The organism is Mesorhizobium alhagi CCNWXJ12-2, from assembly GCF_000236565.1.
Lineage (GTDB): Bacteria > Pseudomonadota > Alphaproteobacteria > Rhizobiales > Rhizobiaceae > Allomesorhizobium > Allomesorhizobium alhagi.
The window spans coordinates 1-17,705 of record NZ_AHAM01000044.1 but is presented as its reverse complement, the minus strand read 5'-3'; the positions used below and the strand labels follow the sequence as shown (position 1 = coordinate 17,705).

General features: G+C 63.9%; 17 protein-coding genes and 1 tRNA gene. 10 read left to right on the top strand and 8 right to left on the bottom strand.

Features of this window, described 5'->3' with window-relative positions; translation table 11 throughout:
* Nucleotides 1–183 precede the first annotated feature (183 nt).
* The 3 genes from MAXJ12_RS06565 to MAXJ12_RS06555 all read right to left on the bottom strand — a co-directional run bounded on the left by MAXJ12_RS06565 (nt 184) and on the right by MAXJ12_RS06555 (nt 3,237).
* Nucleotides 184–918 (bottom strand): DUF899 family protein, encoded by a 735-nt coding sequence (locus MAXJ12_RS06565; protein ID WP_008835013.1) that lies wholly within the window; start codon nt 916–918, stop codon nt 184–186.
* Nucleotides 919–998: 80 nt separating this feature from the next.
* The gene (locus MAXJ12_RS06560) at nt 999–2,075 is read right to left on the bottom strand and encodes a CobW family GTP-binding protein (protein WP_008835012.1); all 1,077 of its coding nucleotides are present in this window, start codon (nt 2,073–2,075) and stop codon (nt 999–1,001) included.
* Nucleotides 2,068–3,237 carry a D-alanyl-D-alanine carboxypeptidase family protein gene (locus MAXJ12_RS06555; RefSeq protein WP_040585163.1) on the bottom strand — a complete coding sequence of 390 codons (1,170 nt, stop codon included), beginning with the start codon at nt 3,235–3,237 and terminating at the stop codon, nt 2,068–2,070. The genes MAXJ12_RS06560 and MAXJ12_RS06555 overlap by 8 nt, the downstream gene beginning before the upstream one ends.
* A gap of 214 nt (nt 3,238–3,451) precedes the next feature.
* Between MAXJ12_RS06555 and MAXJ12_RS06550 the strand changes: the two genes are divergently transcribed.
* Both MAXJ12_RS06550 and MAXJ12_RS06545 read left to right on the top strand, forming a co-directional pair.
* The gene (locus MAXJ12_RS06550; protein ID WP_008835010.1) at nt 3,452–4,615 is read left to right on the top strand and encodes a M20 aminoacylase family protein; all 1,164 of its coding nucleotides are present in this window, start codon (nt 3,452–3,454) and stop codon (nt 4,613–4,615) included.
* Between the two features lie 128 nt (nt 4,616–4,743).
* A tRNA-Arg gene (locus MAXJ12_RS06545) sits at nt 4,744–4,820 on the top strand.
* A gap of 63 nt (nt 4,821–4,883) precedes the next feature.
* Here the strand turns inward: MAXJ12_RS06545 and MAXJ12_RS06540 are convergent.
* Complete coding sequence (locus tag MAXJ12_RS06540; RefSeq protein ID WP_008835009.1) at nt 4,884–6,194, bottom strand: PQQ-dependent sugar dehydrogenase; 1,311 nt, start codon at nt 6,192–6,194, stop codon at nt 4,884–4,886.
* Between the two features lie 93 nt (nt 6,195–6,287).
* Here MAXJ12_RS06540 and MAXJ12_RS06535 point away from each other — a divergent pair, with 93 nt between their 5' ends.
* Genes MAXJ12_RS06535 through MAXJ12_RS06525 form a run of 3 tightly spaced genes read left to right on the top strand, consistent with a single transcriptional unit; the run spans nt 6,288 to nt 9,708 of the window.
* Complete coding sequence (locus tag MAXJ12_RS06535) at nt 6,288–7,100, top strand: BtpA family protein (RefSeq protein WP_008835008.1); 813 nt, start codon at nt 6,288–6,290, stop codon at nt 7,098–7,100.
* Nucleotides 7,097–8,218 carry a M42 family metallopeptidase gene (locus tag MAXJ12_RS06530; protein ID WP_008835007.1) on the top strand — a complete coding sequence of 374 codons (1,122 nt, stop codon included), beginning with the start codon at nt 7,097–7,099 and terminating at the stop codon, nt 8,216–8,218. The genes MAXJ12_RS06535 and MAXJ12_RS06530 overlap by 4 nt, the downstream gene beginning before the upstream one ends.
* Nucleotides 8,215–9,708, top strand: coding sequence for an FGGY-family carbohydrate kinase (locus MAXJ12_RS06525; RefSeq protein ID WP_008835006.1), 1,494 nt, complete (start codon nt 8,215–8,217; stop codon nt 9,706–9,708). The genes MAXJ12_RS06530 and MAXJ12_RS06525 overlap by 4 nt, the downstream gene beginning before the upstream one ends.
* Before the next feature lie 45 nt (nt 9,709–9,753).
* Here MAXJ12_RS06525 and MAXJ12_RS06520 read toward each other — a convergent pair whose 3' ends face one another.
* The 3 genes from MAXJ12_RS06520 to MAXJ12_RS06510 all read right to left on the bottom strand — a co-directional run bounded on the left by MAXJ12_RS06520 (nt 9,754) and on the right by MAXJ12_RS06510 (nt 13,549).
* The gene (locus tag MAXJ12_RS06520; protein WP_008835005.1) at nt 9,754–10,671 is read right to left on the bottom strand and encodes a carbohydrate ABC transporter permease; all 918 of its coding nucleotides are present in this window, start codon (nt 10,669–10,671) and stop codon (nt 9,754–9,756) included.
* Complete coding sequence (locus tag MAXJ12_RS06515; RefSeq protein ID WP_008835004.1) at nt 10,668–11,771, bottom strand: carbohydrate ABC transporter permease; 1,104 nt, start codon at nt 11,769–11,771, stop codon at nt 10,668–10,670. Before MAXJ12_RS06515 ends, MAXJ12_RS06520 begins: the two co-directional genes overlap by 4 nt.
* Before the next feature lie 119 nt (nt 11,772–11,890).
* The gene (locus MAXJ12_RS06510; protein ID WP_008835003.1) at nt 11,891–13,549 is read right to left on the bottom strand and encodes an extracellular solute-binding protein; all 1,659 of its coding nucleotides are present in this window, start codon (nt 13,547–13,549) and stop codon (nt 11,891–11,893) included.
* 278 nt (nt 13,550–13,827) lie between these two features.
* On the opposite strand from MAXJ12_RS06510, the gene MAXJ12_RS06505 reads away from it, so the two are divergent.
* The 5 genes from MAXJ12_RS06505 (at nt 13,828) to MAXJ12_RS06485 (ending at nt 17,067) form a co-directional block, all read left to right on the top strand.
* A complete protein-coding gene (locus MAXJ12_RS06505; RefSeq protein ID WP_008835002.1) occupies nt 13,828–14,877 on the top strand; it encodes an ABC transporter ATP-binding protein in 1,050 nt (349 codons plus the stop codon).
* A 47-nt stretch (nt 14,878–14,924) separates the two neighbouring features.
* Nucleotides 14,925–15,380 carry an RbsD/FucU family protein gene (locus tag MAXJ12_RS06500; RefSeq protein WP_008835001.1) on the top strand — a complete coding sequence of 152 codons (456 nt, stop codon included), beginning with the start codon at nt 14,925–14,927 and terminating at the stop codon, nt 15,378–15,380.
* A 5-nt stretch (nt 15,381–15,385) separates the two neighbouring features.
* On the top strand, nt 15,386–16,318 hold the full coding sequence (gene rbsK / locus MAXJ12_RS06495; RefSeq protein WP_008835000.1) for a ribokinase: 933 nt from the start codon (nt 15,386–15,388) through the stop codon (nt 16,316–16,318).
* Between the two features lie 195 nt (nt 16,319–16,513).
* Nucleotides 16,514–16,729, top strand: coding sequence for a hypothetical protein (locus MAXJ12_RS06490; protein ID WP_139043813.1), 216 nt, complete (start codon nt 16,514–16,516; stop codon nt 16,727–16,729).
* A 53-nt stretch (nt 16,730–16,782) separates the two neighbouring features.
* Nucleotides 16,783–17,067: a BrnA antitoxin family protein gene (locus tag MAXJ12_RS06485; protein WP_008834998.1), complete on the top strand. Its 285-nt coding sequence runs from the start codon at nt 16,783–16,785 to the stop codon at nt 17,065–17,067.
* Nucleotides 17,068–17,275: 208 nt separating this feature from the next.
* Here the strand turns inward: MAXJ12_RS06485 and MAXJ12_RS35040 are convergent, their stop codons facing one another.
* Entirely contained in the window at nt 17,276–17,416 is a 141-nt protein-coding gene (locus tag MAXJ12_RS35040; protein WP_008834997.1) for a DUF1127 domain-containing protein, read from the bottom strand.
* Nucleotides 17,417–17,705: the final 289 nt, after the last annotated feature.

Below are 17,705 nucleotides of genomic sequence, written 5' to 3'. Positions count from 1 at the left end.
AGCCGCCGAAGCGCCGGCCCAAACGCCCGCCGAGACCGCAGTCGTTCCCGCGCCCGCTCCGGTCGCCGTACAGTCTCCGCCTGCCCAAAAGCCCGGCCTGCTCGGCAACATGACCAGGCGCATCACCAACATGTTCGGCAGCTGAGCAGCTGTCTCACAGAAGCGCGGGCACCCGCGAATTCGTCAGTCGTATTCCAGCTGTTCCTGCCAGTCGGAGGGCCGGCCTTCGCGCGTCAGGTCGAAAATATTCCAGGATGGCTCGATGGTGCCGGCGTGGCGTGGATCCTGGCCGGGATCGGCGGGCGCGTAGAGCATCTCCGAACTCCAGAAGTGCCGGATTTCAGAGCCATCTCGATGAAAGACCGTCACCATTGGCATCTGAAATCCTTCTGGCGTCTCGGCAAGGTAGTCGCGCTTGAAGCTGTTTCCGGCCGCCGACAGCAGGCGCAGGTTCCGCCAGCCACGCTCCTTGGCGAATGTGGTCAGGCGGTCGAGCGACGCTTTGGCGATCACCACGAAATTGAACCCCGCTCCTTCCACATGCTTCATTGCGCCGTCCAGCGCATCCAGGAAGGCGACGCATGAGGGGCACGGTCCTTCTTCCAGTTTCAGGCGCGCCGTCGCGCCCTCGGCCGGGCCGGGCCTGTCGTCCTTGGGGTAACGAGGAAACATGAAATTATAGACGACCAGCGAGTCCTTGCCCGGAGCGAACAGTTCCGAGAGCTTCAACTTGGCCGGAACGCCGTCCGGGCCGAGGCCGTCGAAAACATAGTCTTCGGGAATAAGCCCGTCCGGCGGCAGTTCGCGCCGCAGGGCCGAAACCGCCTCCATGGCGCGGCGCAGCTCGATCTCCTTCGCCAGCAGGCGGTCGCGGGCAGCTCTATATTCGGCGGACTCGCCGGGGAAGGCGATGTTCATCGTCTCGCATCCTTCTCATGTCCGAGGCGGAAGCTAGGGTCTCCTTTGGGCGTGGCAAGGCAAACCAGGTACGGTTCAACTCAGCGTCCGGCAATCGCCAACGGGTTGTTTTCCATCGCCGCGCGATCGGCCGTGTCGACCTGCGGCTGGTTGGTAAAAGCGGCGAACAGCCGGCGGACATAATCCTCCGGCATATCCAGCGTGATCAGCACCAGCCTTGTGCCGCGCACCTCGTCGGGCCAGGCCGGCAGGCGGGCCGGCGGGTGCAGAAGCTTCTGCACGCCGTGCACGACCAGCGGCCGCTCCGGGCTTTCGGCAAGCTCGATGATGCCCTTCATCCGAAGCAGCTTTTCGCCATGCGCCGAGCGCAGCAGATCGAGGAACATCTCGATCGACGCATAGGGCACCGGCCGGTCATGCACCAGCGTGAAGGAGCGGACGCGCTGGTCATGATCATGGCCGTGCCCGGCATGATGATGCGCCGCGTGCTCGGCCTCGGCGCCCAGCCATTTGCGAACGTCGGCGGTTTTGGTCTTCGGATCGTAGAGCCCGCAATCGAGCAGCCCCGCCACGCCGGCAGCGGAAACATCGAGCAGCGGCGCGCCAGGATTGATCTTCCGCAGCCTGGCGCGAAGCCGCTCCAGCGCTTGCGCCTCGGTGACCAGATCGGTTTTGGCGACGACGATACGGTCGGCGACCGCAACCTGCTTGACCGCCTCGACATGGGCGTCGAGCGTGGCTTCGCCATTGACCGCGTCGACCATGGCGATGACGCCGTCGAGCCGGAATGCCTGCACCAGTGCGGGGTGTCCCATGATCGACTGCAGCACCGGCGCCGGATCTGCGAGCCCGGTCGTTTCGATGACCACCCGCTTCAGCCGGGCGATCTTGCCGGTCTGCAGGCGGTCGACGAGGTCGGCCAGCGTATCGACCAGTTCGCCGCGCACCGTGCAGCACAGGCAGCCATCGGAAAGCTGGATGACGCCGTCGGAAGACTGCTCGACCAGCAGATGGTCGATGGCGACATCGCCGAATTCGTTGATGATGACGGCGGTGTCGGTCAGCGCCGGATCCTTGAGCAGCCGGTTGAGCAGTGTCGTCTTGCCGGCGCCGAGAAAGCCTGTCAGCACCGATACGGGAATTGGGAACTCAGCCACTCGGCTTGCCCGATTCGTCGCCCTGCTGCGGCGCAGCGATTCCCGGTACGGGTTTGTCGGGGCGCCAGGTCGGGATCGGCACGTCGGCATAGACCCGGTTGGCGGCGACAGTGGCGGCGGCAGCCGCGGAAAGCGGCCCGGTCGCGCCGCCCAGTTCGACCTTGACCAGCACGCGCTCGCGCGTCATCTCGCCGAGATAGACCGTCTCCGGAGATTGCTTTCCTTCCTTTTCGGCCTTGGCGCGTTCCTTCTCTTCCTTGGCGCGCGCCTCCCGCGCCTCCTTGGTGCATACTTCCTTGCGGATGTTGACCGGCTTGGCGGACTCGCTGCCGGTTGGCTTGAGTTCGCCGAGCGATGGCCCTCCCGATGTCGAGACCGTGAAGCCCCGCGCCAGCATGGCCGCAGCCTCCTCGTCGCGAGAATCGACGGTTTCGGATCCGACGACAACCGCCAGCAGCGTGCGGCCGTTGCGGGTCGCAGATGCTACGAGATTGAAGCCGGACGGGCAGGTGTAGCCGGTCTTCATGCCGTCGGCGCCTTCGAAGCGGCCGATGAGATTGTTGTGGCTGGCCAGAACCTTGTCGCCCGCCTGAAGGCCTTCGATCGAGAAATACTCGCTATATTGCGGGAATTCCTTGCGCAACGCCGTGGCCAGGATGACGAGATCGCGGACCGTCGTGTACTGGTTGTCGTCGTGCAGGCCGTGCTGGTTGACCCAGTTGGAATCGGTCATGCCGAGCCGGCGCGATTCGGCGTTCATCCGCTCGGCGAAAGCCGATTGCGAGCCGGCAATGCTCTCGCCGATCGCGTGCGCGACGTCGTTGGCCGACTTGACCATGATGATCTTCAGCGCATTGTCGAGCGTCAGTTCCGATCCGACGGGATAGCCCATCTTGCTCGGCGGCTGCGCGGCAGCCTTCTTGGAGATGACGACAGGAGAGGTCATCGACACTTCGCCGGCCTGCACAGCGCGAAACGCCACATAGGTCGTCATCAGTTTTGTCAGCGACGCCGGATACCAGCGCTGGAACGGGTTTTCGCTCTCGATGACCCGATTGGTCCCGGTATCGATCAGAAGCGACGGATTTGCGCCGGCCGGAAGGCCCGCCGCCAGGGCAAGAATGCCCGAAAAAACCGTCGTGAGAATGAATCTGCGCCGCATGATGCCCGAAATCGCCTCTTGCCCAAATAGTCCCTGGCCCATAGGTTTTCTTGACCGGGGCATATCGCCAAGCGGGACGATCCGGCCCTCACTGCCCGCGCCCCGGGAACTTGCCCGGTGCTATTTAGCCTATGTGACGCCAAGATGGCAAAGCTGTAGGATGATTTTCGATTTGCGGGGAGAGCGATTCCCGCGCCAAAGGAGAGCGCGCATAATGCCCATTCTGAACCGAGCCGCCGAGATGCACGACGAAGTCACCGGCTGGCGACGCCATATCCACCAGACTCCGGAACTGGGCTACGACGTGTTCAAGACGGCTGAGTTCGTGGCGCAGCGCCTGCGCGAATTCGGCTGCGACGAAGTCGTGCCGGGCATCGGCCGCACCGGTGTGGTCGGCATCATCCGCGGCAGCCTGGGACCTGGCCGCACCATCGGCTTGCGCGCCGACATGGACGCGCTGCCGATCAACGAGGCGAGCGGCAAGCCTTACGCCTCGGGGGTTCCCGGCAAGATGCACGCCTGCGGCCATGACGGCCACACAGCCATGCTGCTCGGCGCGGCCAAATACCTGGCCGAGACCCGTAACTTCGCAGGCTCGGTGGCGGTGATCTTCCAGCCGGCCGAGGAAGGCGGCGCCGGGGGCCTCGCCATGGTCAAGGACGGCATGATGGACCGCTTCGGCATCGAGCGCGTCTTCGGCATGCACAATATGCCGGGCCTTCCCGTCGGCCAGTTCGCGATCCGGCCGGGCCCGATCATGGCCGCGACCGCTGAATTCACCATCACCGTAAAGGGCAAGGGCGGCCATGCCGCGATGCCGCACCGCGCCATCGATTCGATCGTGGTGGCGAGCCAGGTGGTCACCGCCTTCCAGACCATCGCCTCGCGCACCACCGATCCCGTCGAATCCGTGGTCGTCACGGTGACGAAATTCCATGGTGGCGACGCCTACAACGTCATCCCCGAAAAGGTCGAACTCGCCGGCACTGTCCGCACGCTGAAGAAGGAGGTGGCGGCGCTCGCGCGCGAGCGCATCCACGCCATCTGCGACGGCATCGCCGCAACCTATGGCGCGACGATCCATGTCGACTACGACTCCAACTATCCCGTGACCTTCAACCACCCGGACGAAGCTGTGTTTGCCGGAGACATCGCGGCCGCCATCGCCGGCGACGGCCAGGTCCAGCGCGCCATGCAGCCGGTGATGGGCGGCGAGGATTTTTCCTACATGCTGGAAGCGCGGCCCGGCGCCTTCATCTTCATCGGCAACGGCGACAGCGCCAATCTCCATCATGAGGCCTATGATTTCAACGACGAGGTCATTCCGCACGGCATGAGCTATTGGGTACGGCTTGCCGAATCAGCGCTTGGAGCATGATCAAGCCTACATAGCGAAAGCTGCAGACGTTTCGGACAAGACCATGCGGCTCGACAAAATTGGAGCGATCCTGGTCGGATCAGAAGGCTTGGCGAAAGCGCCCGAAGCGATTATGTGTCGTGGCGGTCGGTCCCGTAGCTCAGTAGGATAGAGCGACAGATTCCTAATCTGTAGGCCACTGGTTCGAATCCAGTCGGGATCACCAATCCTTTAAACGCTTGGCGATTCACCGCCATACATCGTTGTAGATCGCCGCTGCGTTTGGCGTTCAGCGATTCCCCGGCTCACCCGTCACGCGCCAGATCACATCACCTACATCGTCCGCCACCAGCAGCGAGCCGTCCGGACCGACAGTGACGCCCACCGGCCGTCCGTAGGAAGCCCGCTCGTCCGGAGAAAGGAAGCCGGTCAGAATGTCGCGAGCCGGCCCGGACGGGCGTCCATTCGCAAAGGGCACGAAGACGACCTTGTAGCCGCTCAATTTACTGCGATTCCAGGAGCCGTGTTGTCCGATGACCATGCCGTCCGGAAAGCCGGGCAGCGTGCCGGCGGGAAGCCAGCAGAGGCCGAGCGACGCGGTGTGGCCTCCCAGCGCGAAATCCGGCGTTATGGCCTTTGCGACCATCGTCGGATCCTGCGGCACCCGGTCATCGACGATCCTGTCCCAATAACAAAAGGGCCAGCCGTAGAAGCCGCCGTCGCGCACCGAAGTCAGGTAGTCGGGAGGCGTTTCGTCGCCCAGGCCGTCGCGCTCGTTGACCACCGTCCAGAGAGCGCCGGTCGTCGGCTCCCACGCCATGCCGACAGGGTTGCGCAGGCCGGAGGCGAAGATGCGGCTCGTTCCGCTCTCGAGGTCGAGTTCGTGGATGGCCGCGCGGCCCTCTTCCGCCGCCATCCCGTGGTCGCCGATATTGCTGAGCGAGCCGACGCCGATATAGAGCTTCCGCCCGTCGGGGCTTGCAAGCAGGCTTCTGGTCCAATGCCCGCCGGGCTTCAGGTCCACCAGCTTTCGTCCCGTCGCGCCGATGCGGATGTCTCCGTTCGCGTAGGGGAAAGCCATCACGCCATCGGTGTTGCCGACATAGAACGTATCGCCCAGCAGTGTCATGCCGAACGGCTGGTTCAGCCCATCGAGGAACACGTCGCGGATTTCGGCCACTCCGTCGCCGTCGGAGTCACGCAACAGCGTAATCCGGTTCGGGCTGTCTCCTGTCGCGGCGGCGCGCTTCATCGTGCTGAACATGGCGTAATCGAAAGCAGATTTGATGCCTCCCGGCACGCTCAGAGCCTCGGCCGTGAGCACATCGCCGTTCGGCAACACATGGATCCAGCGCGGATGCTTCAGGCCGGCTGCGAAGGCGTTCACCTGAAGCCCCGCCGCGGCGATCGGCGTTTGTCCGGCAGTCCATCCTCTTGCCGTCGGCATCTTCAGCGTCGGAATGCCTTGCGGCTTTGCCGCCGGTATTTTCGGCGCGCTGCCAAAGGCCTGTTCCTGCGAGCCGTCGCCCCGGTGCCGAAAAAAAATCGCTACGGCGCCGATCAGGGCGACTATTCGAGCGAAGATGCCAGACGCGCTCATTGCATTCCCTATCTGGGTTGGGGGAAGTTGCGAACCAATTGGACATGGATTCCAGCGGTTGCTAGCATCAAAGAAAGCATATGGGGAGGGCCAGTGACGCAAAAGTTCAGGCAGGTTTTCGGCACGGGCAAGCCGGTGATCGGCATGGTGCATTTCGGCGCACTGCCTGGCTCACCGCTGCACGACGCCGAGCGCGGGGTCGATGGTCTTATCGAAAGCATCGGCAAGGATATAGAAGCCCTGCAAAAAGCCGGCTTCGATGCGATCATGTTCGGCAACGAGAACGACCGGCCATACGAATTCGAGGTCGATGCGGCCTCGACGGCGACGATGGCCTACGCCATCGGCCGGGTGCGCGACAGGATAAGCGTTCCGTTCGGCGTGAACGTGCTGTGGGACCCTATGTCTTCCATCGCGCTCGCCGCCGCAACCGGAGCCGCCTTCGTGCGCGAGATATTCACCGGCACCTATGCCTCCGACATGGGACCGTGGACCCCGGACGCCGGCAAGGCGATGCGGTATCGCGACAGGCTGCACAGGCGGGATCTCGCATTGCTCTACAATGTGTCGGCCGAATTCGCCCATTCGCTCGACCAACGCAGCCTGCCCGATCGGGCACGCAGCGCAGTGTTTTCGAGCATTCCGGACGCTATTCTTGTCTCGGGCCAGATCACCGGCGAGGCCGCGGCGCTGAGCGATCTCGAAGCGGTGAAGAAGGTGCTGCCGCAAACGCCGGTTCTCGCCAACACCGGCGTCAAGCACGCGACCGTTGCGGACGTGCTGAAGATAGCCGACGGCTGCATCGTCGGCTCTTCGCTCAAGGTCGACGGCGACACCTGGAACCCGGTCGATCCGGACCGTGCGGCCGAATTCATGCGCCTGGCACGCGCGGCGCGCGGCGCATGAAGGCGGCTCCCGGCGAGGTCAAGGCGCGGATGAAAGCGCATCTTTGCGACCTCATGCTCATCCCCGGCCTGTCCGGCCATGAGGGAAGGGTTCGCCGCCATATCGCGGGCCTCCTGAAGGCGCTCGGTCTGTCGACGCGAACCGACCGCCTGGGAAATTTGATCGCGACGTTAGAGGGTGACCTTGGCGCGCCGTCGGTCATGCTGTTCACGCACATGGATCAGCTCGGCCTGGTCGTACGCAAGATCGAGGCTGGTGGATTCATCCGGGTCGAGCGGCTTGGCGGCGTTCCCGAGCGCGCACTGCCTTCGCAGGAAGTGCTGATCTGCGTCGGCGAAGGGCGCGACAGGCCAGGCGTCATCGCCAACAAGAGCCACCATGCGACCACGCCCGAGGAGAAGTACAAGGTCGTCCCATACCAGGACCTCTATATCGACGCCGGCTTTGCCAGCAGGGACGAGGTGCTCGCCGCCGGCATCGACGTAGGTTCCCCGGTTGTCTATCGGCCGCATTGGGTCGAGCTCTCGCCGGACCGCATCGCCGGCGCCGCGATCGACGACCGGGCCGGCTGTGCGGTCATCGTCGAGGCCGCGAGGCAACTTATGGCGCGGCCGAAACGGCCGACGGTGCATTTCGTCTTCTCGGTGCAGGAGGAGTTCAACCTGCGCGGTGCGCTGACGGCGGCTCAGGCGCTGCAGCCGGACATCGCCATCCAGATCGACCTGCTGCTGGCTACCGACACGCCGGACATGGCCTATCGCGGTGACGTCAGGCTGGGCGGCGGGCCTGCAATGAGCCTTTATTCATTCCACGGCCGCGGCACGCTGAACGGCACGATCCCGCATCCGGCGCTGGTGTCGCTGTTCGACGGAACGAGCCGGCGTATCGATATCCCGCTGCAACGAAGCGCGCACACCGGGGCGCTGACGGACTCGTCCTATGTGCAGCTTGTCGGCCAAGGCGTCGCCTCCATCGATCTCGGCTTCCCGATGCGCTACTCGCATTCCTCGCTCGAAGTCTGCGACCTTGGCGACCTGGAGGGCCTGACGATGCTGCTGGTCGAAGGCATCGCATCGATCGACGGCGGCTTCAGCCTCGACCGCGACGACTACGAATGAACCACTATCTCGGCATCGACATCGGAACGTTCGAATCGAAAGGCGTCATCGTCGACGCATCGGGCCGCGTCGTCGCCAGCGCGTCGAAGCCGCACCGGATGTTGGTGCCGCAGCCCGGCTGGGCCGAGCACCGGCCGAAACAGGATTGGTGGGGCGACTTCACGACCATCTGCAGGAAATTGCTTGCCGACAGCGGGATCGCTCCGAGTTCCATTCGCGCGGTTGGGGCGAGCGCGATCGGACCGTGCATGTTGCCGGTGGACGAGGACGGCGAGGCGCTGTCGAATGCCGTGCTCTATGGTGTCGATACGCGCGCGGCAAAGGAGATTGAGGAACTCAACGCCGCCATTGGGCCGGACCGCATTCTCGAGCGCTGCGGCAATGCGCTGACCTCGCAATCGGTCGGGCCGAAGATCCTGTGGCTGAAGAAGAACCGGCCGGAGGTCTTCCGCAAGGCAGCGAAGATCGTCACCTCCACCACCTATCTGGTTCAGAAGCTGACCGGCGAATGCGTGATCGACCACTATTCGGCCGCCAACTTCTCGCCGCTCTACGCCGTTGACGAGCAGCGATGGAGCACCGAACTCGCGCCGGGCATCGTCGACATCGAGCGACTGCCGAAAATCATGTGGACGACCGCGGTGGCCGGCCACGTGACCGCGAGGGCGGCGCGCGCCACCGGGCTCGCCAGAGGCACGCCGGTGATCGCAGGCACCATCGACGCGGCTGCCGAGGCGCTGAGCGTCGGGGTCGTTCGGAAGGGCGACATGATGGTGATGTACGGCTCGACCGTCTTTACGATCATGCTGTCGAAGAACCGCATCGAGGATGCACGGCTGTGGTATGCGCCATGGCTCTTTCCCGGCGAGCATGCGTCGATGGCGGGACTGGCGACCAGCGGTACGCTGACGCACTGGTTTCGCGATCAGGCCGCGCGCGACCTGGCCCCCGACGAAGCCTTCGCAAGGCTGGCCCGCGAGGCCGAAGCCTCGCCGCCCGGCGCGAATGGCCTCGTCATGCTGCCCTATTTTTCGGGGGAGCGGACGCCGATCCACGACCCCGACGCCAAGGGAATGATCTTCGGCCTCAATCTCACGCACCGCCGCGGCGACCTCTATCGGGCCCTGCTCGAAGGCATCGCCTGCGGGACCAATCACATCATCGAGACGTATCGCGATGTCGGCCACATGCCGCGCTCGCTGCTTGCCGTCGGCGGCGGCACCAGGAACCGGGTGTGGTCGCAGGCGGTGTCCGACATTTCGGGCATGGCGCAGACGGTCCGCCGCAAGACGGTCGGCGCGAGCTATGGCGACGCGTTCCTCGCCGCCCTAGGGGTCGGCGACGTCGGGAAAAGCGATATTCTCAAGTGGAATCCCGAGGAGCGCCGGATCAAACCCGACCGCAAGAACCGCGCAGTCTATGGGCGGCGTTACAAAGTCTTCCGGCAACTCTATGAGCGAAACCGGGATCTGATGACGGAACTGCCATGACAGGGGCACAAAAGAGTCTGTTCGAGATCGCCTCGAAGGCAGCGCCTACTTTACCGCCCCAGCCGTCATGCCTTTGATCAGATAGCGCTCCAGCACAACGCCGATGATGATGAGAGGCAGGATCGCGGCGAAGGAGAGTGCGGCCATCGCCCACCAGTTGATGCCTTGGCTCCCCGTCTGCGAAGCAACCATGACCGGCAGCGTGTTGGCGTGGGTCGAGGTTAGCAGCGCGGCAAAGAAATACTCGTTCCAGGTCAGCACGAGGCTCAGGATGAAGGCTGCCACCATGCCGGGCAGCGCGATAGGCAGGATTATCTGGAAGAACGCGCCCCATATGGACAGGCCGTCGACCAATGCCGCCTCTTCGAGTTCGGTCGGGATCGACTCGAACTGATCGCGCATGATCCAGATCACGATCGGCAGCACGGTCAGTGCGTAAAGGAGGACAAGCCCGATCCGCGTGTCGAGGAGGGCGAGTTCCCTGTAGAGCACGAGGAACGGCAGGGCCAGCACCACCGGCGGCAGGATGAGCTGGGAGAGGAAGAAGAACGAAATGTCGGAATTCCTCATGAAGAGGAAACGGTAGGAGAAGCGGGACAGACCGTAGGCGGCCAGCGAGCCGAGGATCACGGCGATCGCCGAGGAAGACAGCGCCGCGATGGTCGAGTTGAAGAAGCGTTTCATGAACTCGTTGCGAACGGTGCTCTCTGCGCCGATCGTCTCGGGCGAAAGACCGAGCGACCGCCAGCCGAGCCAGGCCGGCGTGTAGTCGACCCAGGGCACCAGTGCGCCCTGCATGACGTTCGGCGCTGTCTTGAAGCTGGTCGTCACCGTCCAGTAGATCGGGAACAGGCACACGGCCGCCCAGGCAAGCAGCAATACGTAGATCAGGGTTTTGCCGGCGAACCGCCCGGCTCGGAACGACAGGTCGCTCTCGCTGTCGCGGAAGACAGGCTCGTTCATGTCCGTGGCCTCGCGAAGCGTTCGGCGAGTTTCATCAGGATCGTCATCGCGATGATGATGATGACGAGATAGACGATCGCAAGCAGCGTGCCGTAGCCGACATTCGAGCGGTCGCGATACTCCCGGAAGATGAAGGACGTCACCGTATCAGTGGCTCCGCCAGGGCCGCCGGCGGTGAGATTGATCACGATATCGGCGAGCTTCAGCTTGAAGATGATGCGTATCAGGATCGCAGTGACCGAAACCGGCAACATCAGCGGGAAAGTGACTTCCCAGAAGGTCTTCCATGGGCCGGCCCCATCGACGCGAGCCGCTTCCGTAAGTTCCTTCGGGATCGCCTGCAGGCCGGCAAGGATCATGATCATCATGAAGGGAATGAAGGTCCAGGCGTCGAGGACCATGATCGTGAACCGGGCGATTTCCGGCGAGCCGAAGAAGGAGGGGGTGTCCCAGCCCAGCCATCGCGCGAAGCGCGCGATCGGGCCGAAGCGCAGCTCCAGCATCGACTTGCCGATCATCCAGCTCACGGCGACCGGCGAAAGCATCAGCGGCAGGAGGAATGCCACGCGGAAGAACTTGCGCGCCCGAATCTCGGCGTTGAGCAGAAGCGCCAAACCGAAGGCGATGGCGTATTCCACGAGAATCGCCAGGCAATACCAGACCATGTTGATCAGTGCGTTCCAGTAGAACGGATCGCTCCACATCTGCCGGACGTTGTCGAGGCCGTTGAATTGCCGTCCGAGCGGTGAGGACAGGTTCCAGCTCGAGAAGGCGATAACCAGGCCGAACAGGAGCGGGAACACCGTCACCGAGACAACGAAAAGTGCGGCTGGAAGCACGAACAGCGTGCGCTTGCCGTGTTCGCCCCGGATCAGCACCTGGCTCCAGCACAGGCAAACGGCCCAGAGAATGTAGGCGTAGAGCGTAGGCCGCCAGGTCTGGAAGCCGAAATCGGCGTAGCCGGTGCGCTGTGCGGTCTGTGCGGCGGCGACCGCGGCAAGCAGAAGCAGCGCCCCCCAGACGATTCCGTGGCCGAAGCGCCGCCGCCCGGCTGATATGTCGTCGGCGGCGACGACGTGGAGGAGATCACCCTGATTCATGTTCGCATGTTGGTCGGATGGCAGGTTGCGCGCAAGCGGCCTTGCGCTCCGGTATGGGACATCTCGTCACCCGGCCGGAAGGATGGATGGGGTGCGCGGATGCGCACCCCGGTCTCAGCCTAGAGGCCAAGCGAGGCCTTGTAGAGCTTTATCTGGCTCTCTCGCCCGATCTGGTCGGTGATCTTTTCCCATGCGGCAGCAATCGCGTCCGCCGTTTCCTGGGCAGATTTGTACTGGCCGGCAAAGCCCTTGGCGAGTTCGTCCTCGGCAACCGAGTAGTACTGGAAAATGCCGGGGATGCGAGGTTCGATCGCGGCATTGGGATGGTTGTAGCTGTCCAGGTTGGAGCCGAGATAGTCCTCGATATAGGCTCGGTCGTAGCCGGCCGCTTCCCATTCGGCGTAGTCGAAGTGGGAATTGCGGTAAGGCTGGAATCCGGAGGGATAGGCAGCCATCCACAGCGAGATGTCCTTGCCGCCCAGATGCGCCGCCGCGCTCCAGGCTGCCTTGCGCTTCTTCTCGTCGCCGGACACGCTGCTGGCGACGTACACGCCCCAGCCGATATAAGCCATGTTGGGCGCGAAGTTCGGGCTGGCCGGGGTCTCCCATTCGCCGGTTTTGGAGTTGTAGACCTTGTCCGAACCGGGATTGATCGAGAAGCCGACCACATCGCCCACCACCGAGGTGTCCGATGTGCGCGCGCCGGACCCCACGTCGCCCCACCAGGTGAGCGCCGCGCCGGTGCCGGCGAGAAACTGCTGGAAGGCAGTCGTGCCGGGGTCCGCGTTGATCTGATCCGACGGATAGGCGCCGGCCGCGATCAGGTCCATGACGTCCTGGATCGCCTGCACGAAGGCCGGATTGTTGACGCGCGGCTTCATGGTGTCCGGGTCGAACAGCCAGGCCTTGTCGTCCGGATGCTTGGCGTAGGCGGTCGCGCGGTCCTCGAGGAAGTAGAAGCCGAAGCCGCCCCAGCCCTTGAGCGGGTCGAGGAAGCCATAGGCGTCAAGGCCGGTCAGCGGATCCTTCTGGCCCTTCACCTTCTTGCTGAACTCGTTCACCTGCTGCCAGGTCGTGGGCGCTTCGGTCATGCCCGTCGCGCCGCTGATCGCGGGATCGGTAAGGTAGTCCTTGCGGTATGCGAAGGTGTGGCAATCGCCGTCGATCGTGACGCGATAGGTCTTGCCGTCCCAGGTGCCCACCGGCGCTTTCAGGTAGTCCACGAGGTCGTCCGCCTCGATCTGGGTTTTCACCCAATCGGGCATCTCGTCGAGCAGGCCCTTGCTGGCGGTGTCGCCCTCGAACGGCGCGCCCATCTCGATGATGTCGAAATCGACGGTGCCGGTCGCGATCGACTGCTGCAGGCGCGCATTGTAGTCGGCCTGGGCAAGGTCGATCCAGTTGATCTTGGCCCCGGTATAGGCCTCCCACGGCTTCAGGAAACCGCGGAACAGGAAATTGTGCAGGTTCTGGTTATTGAGACCCATGAAGGTCAATTCAACACCGGCGAACTCGCCTTCCTTGACGGCCGCCTTGGTCGCGCCAAGGCAAAGTTCGCCAACCTTCTGCCAGTCGGCATCCGTCGGCGAGCCTTTGCCGACGCCTGGTATTTGCAGGATTTGCGCACGCAAATTGTCTTGCGCCGACGCTTGGCGCGTCAGCGCGCCGAGCGCTCCGGTCGATGCGGCTGCAAGCGCGGCTGCACTCGCCGCACCCTTGAGCACATCGCGGCGGGTCCTTCCGGCGCGCACCAGTTGTTCGTAGATTCCTACCTTCATGTCGTCGTTCCTCCCAGAACATTATTCAGGCAATGCAGCGAATTGATCCCCCGACACCGGCCGGCCGTTCCACCCGGTCGGAAACCGGCCAATCGATTGAATTACGTGCCGTTTTCGTCGGCTGTCGGAGACATCCAAGACGTTGGAAACGGCTGACACTATGGATGAAGTCGGGCCGGTGTCAACGCGACAGGCGAATTGGTCCTGCCACGATTTGTGCTGTGGACTTGACCGATCCTGTTGACTAGCTTCTGGCCAAAAGAGACGCTGGGGGGAAGATGGCGCAAGTTGCAATCCGCGATGTATCGAAGGCGTTCGGAGCCGTGCAAATCCTGCACGGCGTGAGCGTCGACATAGCGGATGGCGAGTTTGTCGTGCTGGTCGGCCCGTCCGGCTGCGGCAAGTCCACGCTGCTCAGGATGGTTGCCGGCCTGGAGGCCGTGACCGGCGGAGCGATCGTCATCGGCGACCGCATGGTGAACCATCTGCCGCCGGGCAAGCGCGATATCGCGATGGTGTTCCAGAACTACGCGCTTTATCCGCACAAGACGGTGGCGCAGAACATGGCCTTCGCGCTGAAACTGCGCGGCGCCGATCAGGCTGTGATCGCCGAGCGCGTCCGCAGGGCCGCGGAAATCCTCGACCTCGGCCCCTATCTCGACCGCTACCCCCGCCAGTTGTCCGGCGGCCAGCGCCAGCGCGTCGCCATGGGCCGCGCCATCGTGCGCGACCCGAAGGTCTTCCTGTTCGACGAGCCGCTGTCCAATCTCGACGCCAAGCTGCGCGTGCAGATGCGCGCCGAGATCAAGGAACTGCACCAGCGCCTGAAGACGACGACGATCTACGTCACCCACGACCAGATCGAGGCGATGACGATGGCCGACAAGATCGTCGTCATGCAGGCCGGACGGATCGAGCAGATGGGCGCGCCGCTGGAACTCTTCGACCGGCCGGCCAACGTTTTCGTGGCGGGTTTCATCGGCTCGCCGTCGATGAACATGCTGAAGGGCAAGATTGAGGGCGGAAGCGTGGTCATCGACGGCGCGAGCCTGCCCTTTTCCGGCAGCCGCGCGGTTTCCGAAGGTCAGGAGGTGCTTTACGGCGTCCGGCCGGAGCATTTCGACATCGCCGAGGACGGCCTGCCGGCGCGAATATCGGTGGTCGAGCCGACCGGCTCCGAAACCACGGTCGTCCTGCGCTTCGGCGAAAGCGAGATCGTCGCGCTGTTTCGTGAGCGTCACGACTTCAAGCCGGGCGACACGCTTCACCTCAAGCCGCGCAAGGATCTGGTGCACCTGTTCGACCCGCAGAGCGGGCGGCGAATCTGAATGCGGCTGCGGCCGCCAAACCATTGCGACTCGGAGGGACTAGCTGAATGCTGAAGGGTATCAATCCGCTCCTCAACGCCGATGTGCTGCAGGCCCTGCGCGCCATGGGACATGGCGACGACCTGATCATCGCCGATACCAATTTCCCGTCCGATTCGGTCGCCCGGCAAACGCGGCTCGGCAAGCTGCTCCGGATCGACAATACGACCGCGGCTGAGGCCGCGGCTGCGATCCTTTCGGTCTATCCGCTCGACAGCTTTGTCGAGGACGCTGCAGCCCGGATGGAGATCGTCGGCAGGCCGGACGAGATCCCGCCCGTTCAGAGGGAGGTTCAGGAGGCTATCGACAAGGCCGAGGGCAAATCCTGGCCCATGATCTCGATCGAGCGTTATGCATTCTACGAGCGCGCCAAGCAGGCCTATTGCGTCATCCAGACGGGCGAGCGGCGCTTCTACGGCTGCTTCGCCTTCCGCAAGGGCGTCATTCCGCCCGACGCCGAGTAAGTCCGATGGTCACGCAGAAGCCGGTCGTCATCCTCGGCGTCTTCGTCGCCGACACGGCCTACCGGGCGGCACGGGCGCCGCGCATGGGAGAGACCATTCTCGGTTCGGATTTCAAGCTCGGGCCGGGCGGCAAGGGCTCCAACCAGGCGGTGGCCGCCGGAAGGCTTGGCGCGGACGTCACCTTCATCACGCGGCTCGGCCGCGACCCCTTCGCTGAGATGGCAAGGGCAGCCTGGAAAGAGGCGGGCGTCAAAGCTGCCGCAGTCGAAACGCCGGAAAGCTATACAGGCGCAGCCTACATCTTCGTCGAGGAGATGACGGGCAACAATGCAATCATCGTCTGTCCCGGCGCCGCCTCGCTGATCTCCGTCGCCGACATCGACGCAAATGCGGATCTGATTCGCTCGTCCGGCGTCTTCGTCACGCAATTGGAGCAGCCGATCGAGGCCGCCCTGCATGCACTCGAGATCGCCCGCGCCGCGGGCGTGACGACGATTCTAAATCCTGCTCCAGCGGCAAAGCTGCCGGAACGGATTTTCGGCCTCGCCGACTACCTCACCCCGAACGAGACCGAGACCGAAGAACTGACCGGAGTAAAGGTCGAAACCGTCGAGGACGCGCGCCGTGCCGCCGACAGGCTGCTCGCCATGGGCGTTGGCACGGTCATTGTCACGCTCGGCGAGAAGGGTGCATTGCTGCATTCCGCCGGGCAGTCCGAACACATCCCTGCCTTCCCGGCCGGACCTGTCGTCGAGACGACGGGCGCCGGCGACGCGTTCAATGGCGGCCTGGCTGCCGCGCTGGCGCGCGGATTTTCTCCTCCGGAAGCGGTGCGCTTTGCCTGCGCCGTCGCCGGCATCTCTGTGACGAAACCCGGCACAGCACCCTCCATGCCCACGCTGGCCGAGGTCGAGGCGCTGCTTGGCAAGAAACGGTAGTTCAGAGCGGCTGCGTTGCTCGCCAGAGGTCCCCAGGCCATCAGCCTCGGCTGCGAACCCCGCTTGCGCAAAAATTGCGGCAATAGCGGCCATCATGGTGTAATGATTGCCAAAACAGCGCGAATTGCGGGCGGATGACGACGCCCGCGACCACATATGGAGTTTGGCATGGCCCGCAAAGAGGAAAGTCAGAACATGGCGGTGCCGCCGCATCTGCGGTTGCGCTCGGGCGAGTTGAAGGCCGCAGCCACCGATGCCGTGGCCCGCAGCATCAATGACGACCGCATCGAGGCGCGCGAGAAGAAGACCGCCCGGCTGAAGGCGTTGCGCGAGGCGAAGGAGGAGAAAGAGCGCGCGGAAGCGGCTGCCAATCCGCCCCCCGCCAAGACCAAGAAGAAGCGCAGCCGCTAATGGTATCGCTCGCGGCCGCATAGCGGCCTGCACAGACATTCAGGACCAGACCAATGCCAAAGACACCGCGCCGACCCACGGATCCGATGGCTGCCGCCGAAGCCGCGTTCAAGCCGGCGAGAAAGCCCGCGCCGGCCGCTCCCGTCCCCCAGGGAGTGCCCGCGCCACGCGAACTCGTGTCGATCCGCATCGACCGCGACGTCCTCGACTATTTCCAGGAGGACGGTCCGGGCTGGCAGGAGCGCATCAACGCGGCGCTGCGCGAGGCGGCCGGCCTGTCCGGCTTGTCCGAAGAAGGCAAGCGGCCCGAAGAGCTGAACGCCACCAACGACGACTGACGCATCCACAGAAAACCGTCTGAGAGCTGGTTCTCGAAACAAAAAGCCCGCCGGGCGGACCGGCGGGCTTTCTATGGGTGGCCAGCATCCAGGGGAGGGGGAAGGAGGCTGGCCGGTTCCGGCAGGGAGGGAGGAGAGCCCCGCCGAATCTCAGCATGATCCCGAAAAAGTTGCAGACTTTTCGGACAGGATCATGCGGCAAATCAAATTAAAGAGTTTTGTTGGCGACCGCGGTGATGTCGGCGCGGTTGATGCCGAGATCGTTGAGTTCGCGGTTCGACAGGCGGCTCAGCTCGTTCACGGTATCGCGATAGCGGCGCCAGTTACGGTAGTTGCGGATCAGGTTCATGGTACCCTCGTTCATTCCGGTATTCGTTTGCCAGCGACAGATAGGTACGATCCGGACGGTTTGAACGAACGCTCTTGCATGGCCGCAATGCAAATTTTGCATTGCACAAAACCGTGATCGGAAATCCGGACATTCAACCCTGGCGGGCGACCACGCCGTCGCAGAACGCCTCGACGATGAAGGTGATCTGCTCGGCGATCTCTGCCGGCGGCACGGCCATGAAGCGCCGCTGCTGGCCGAGGCTGACGATACCGTGCACCGCCGAAAACAGCGACTTTGCGAGCAGCGA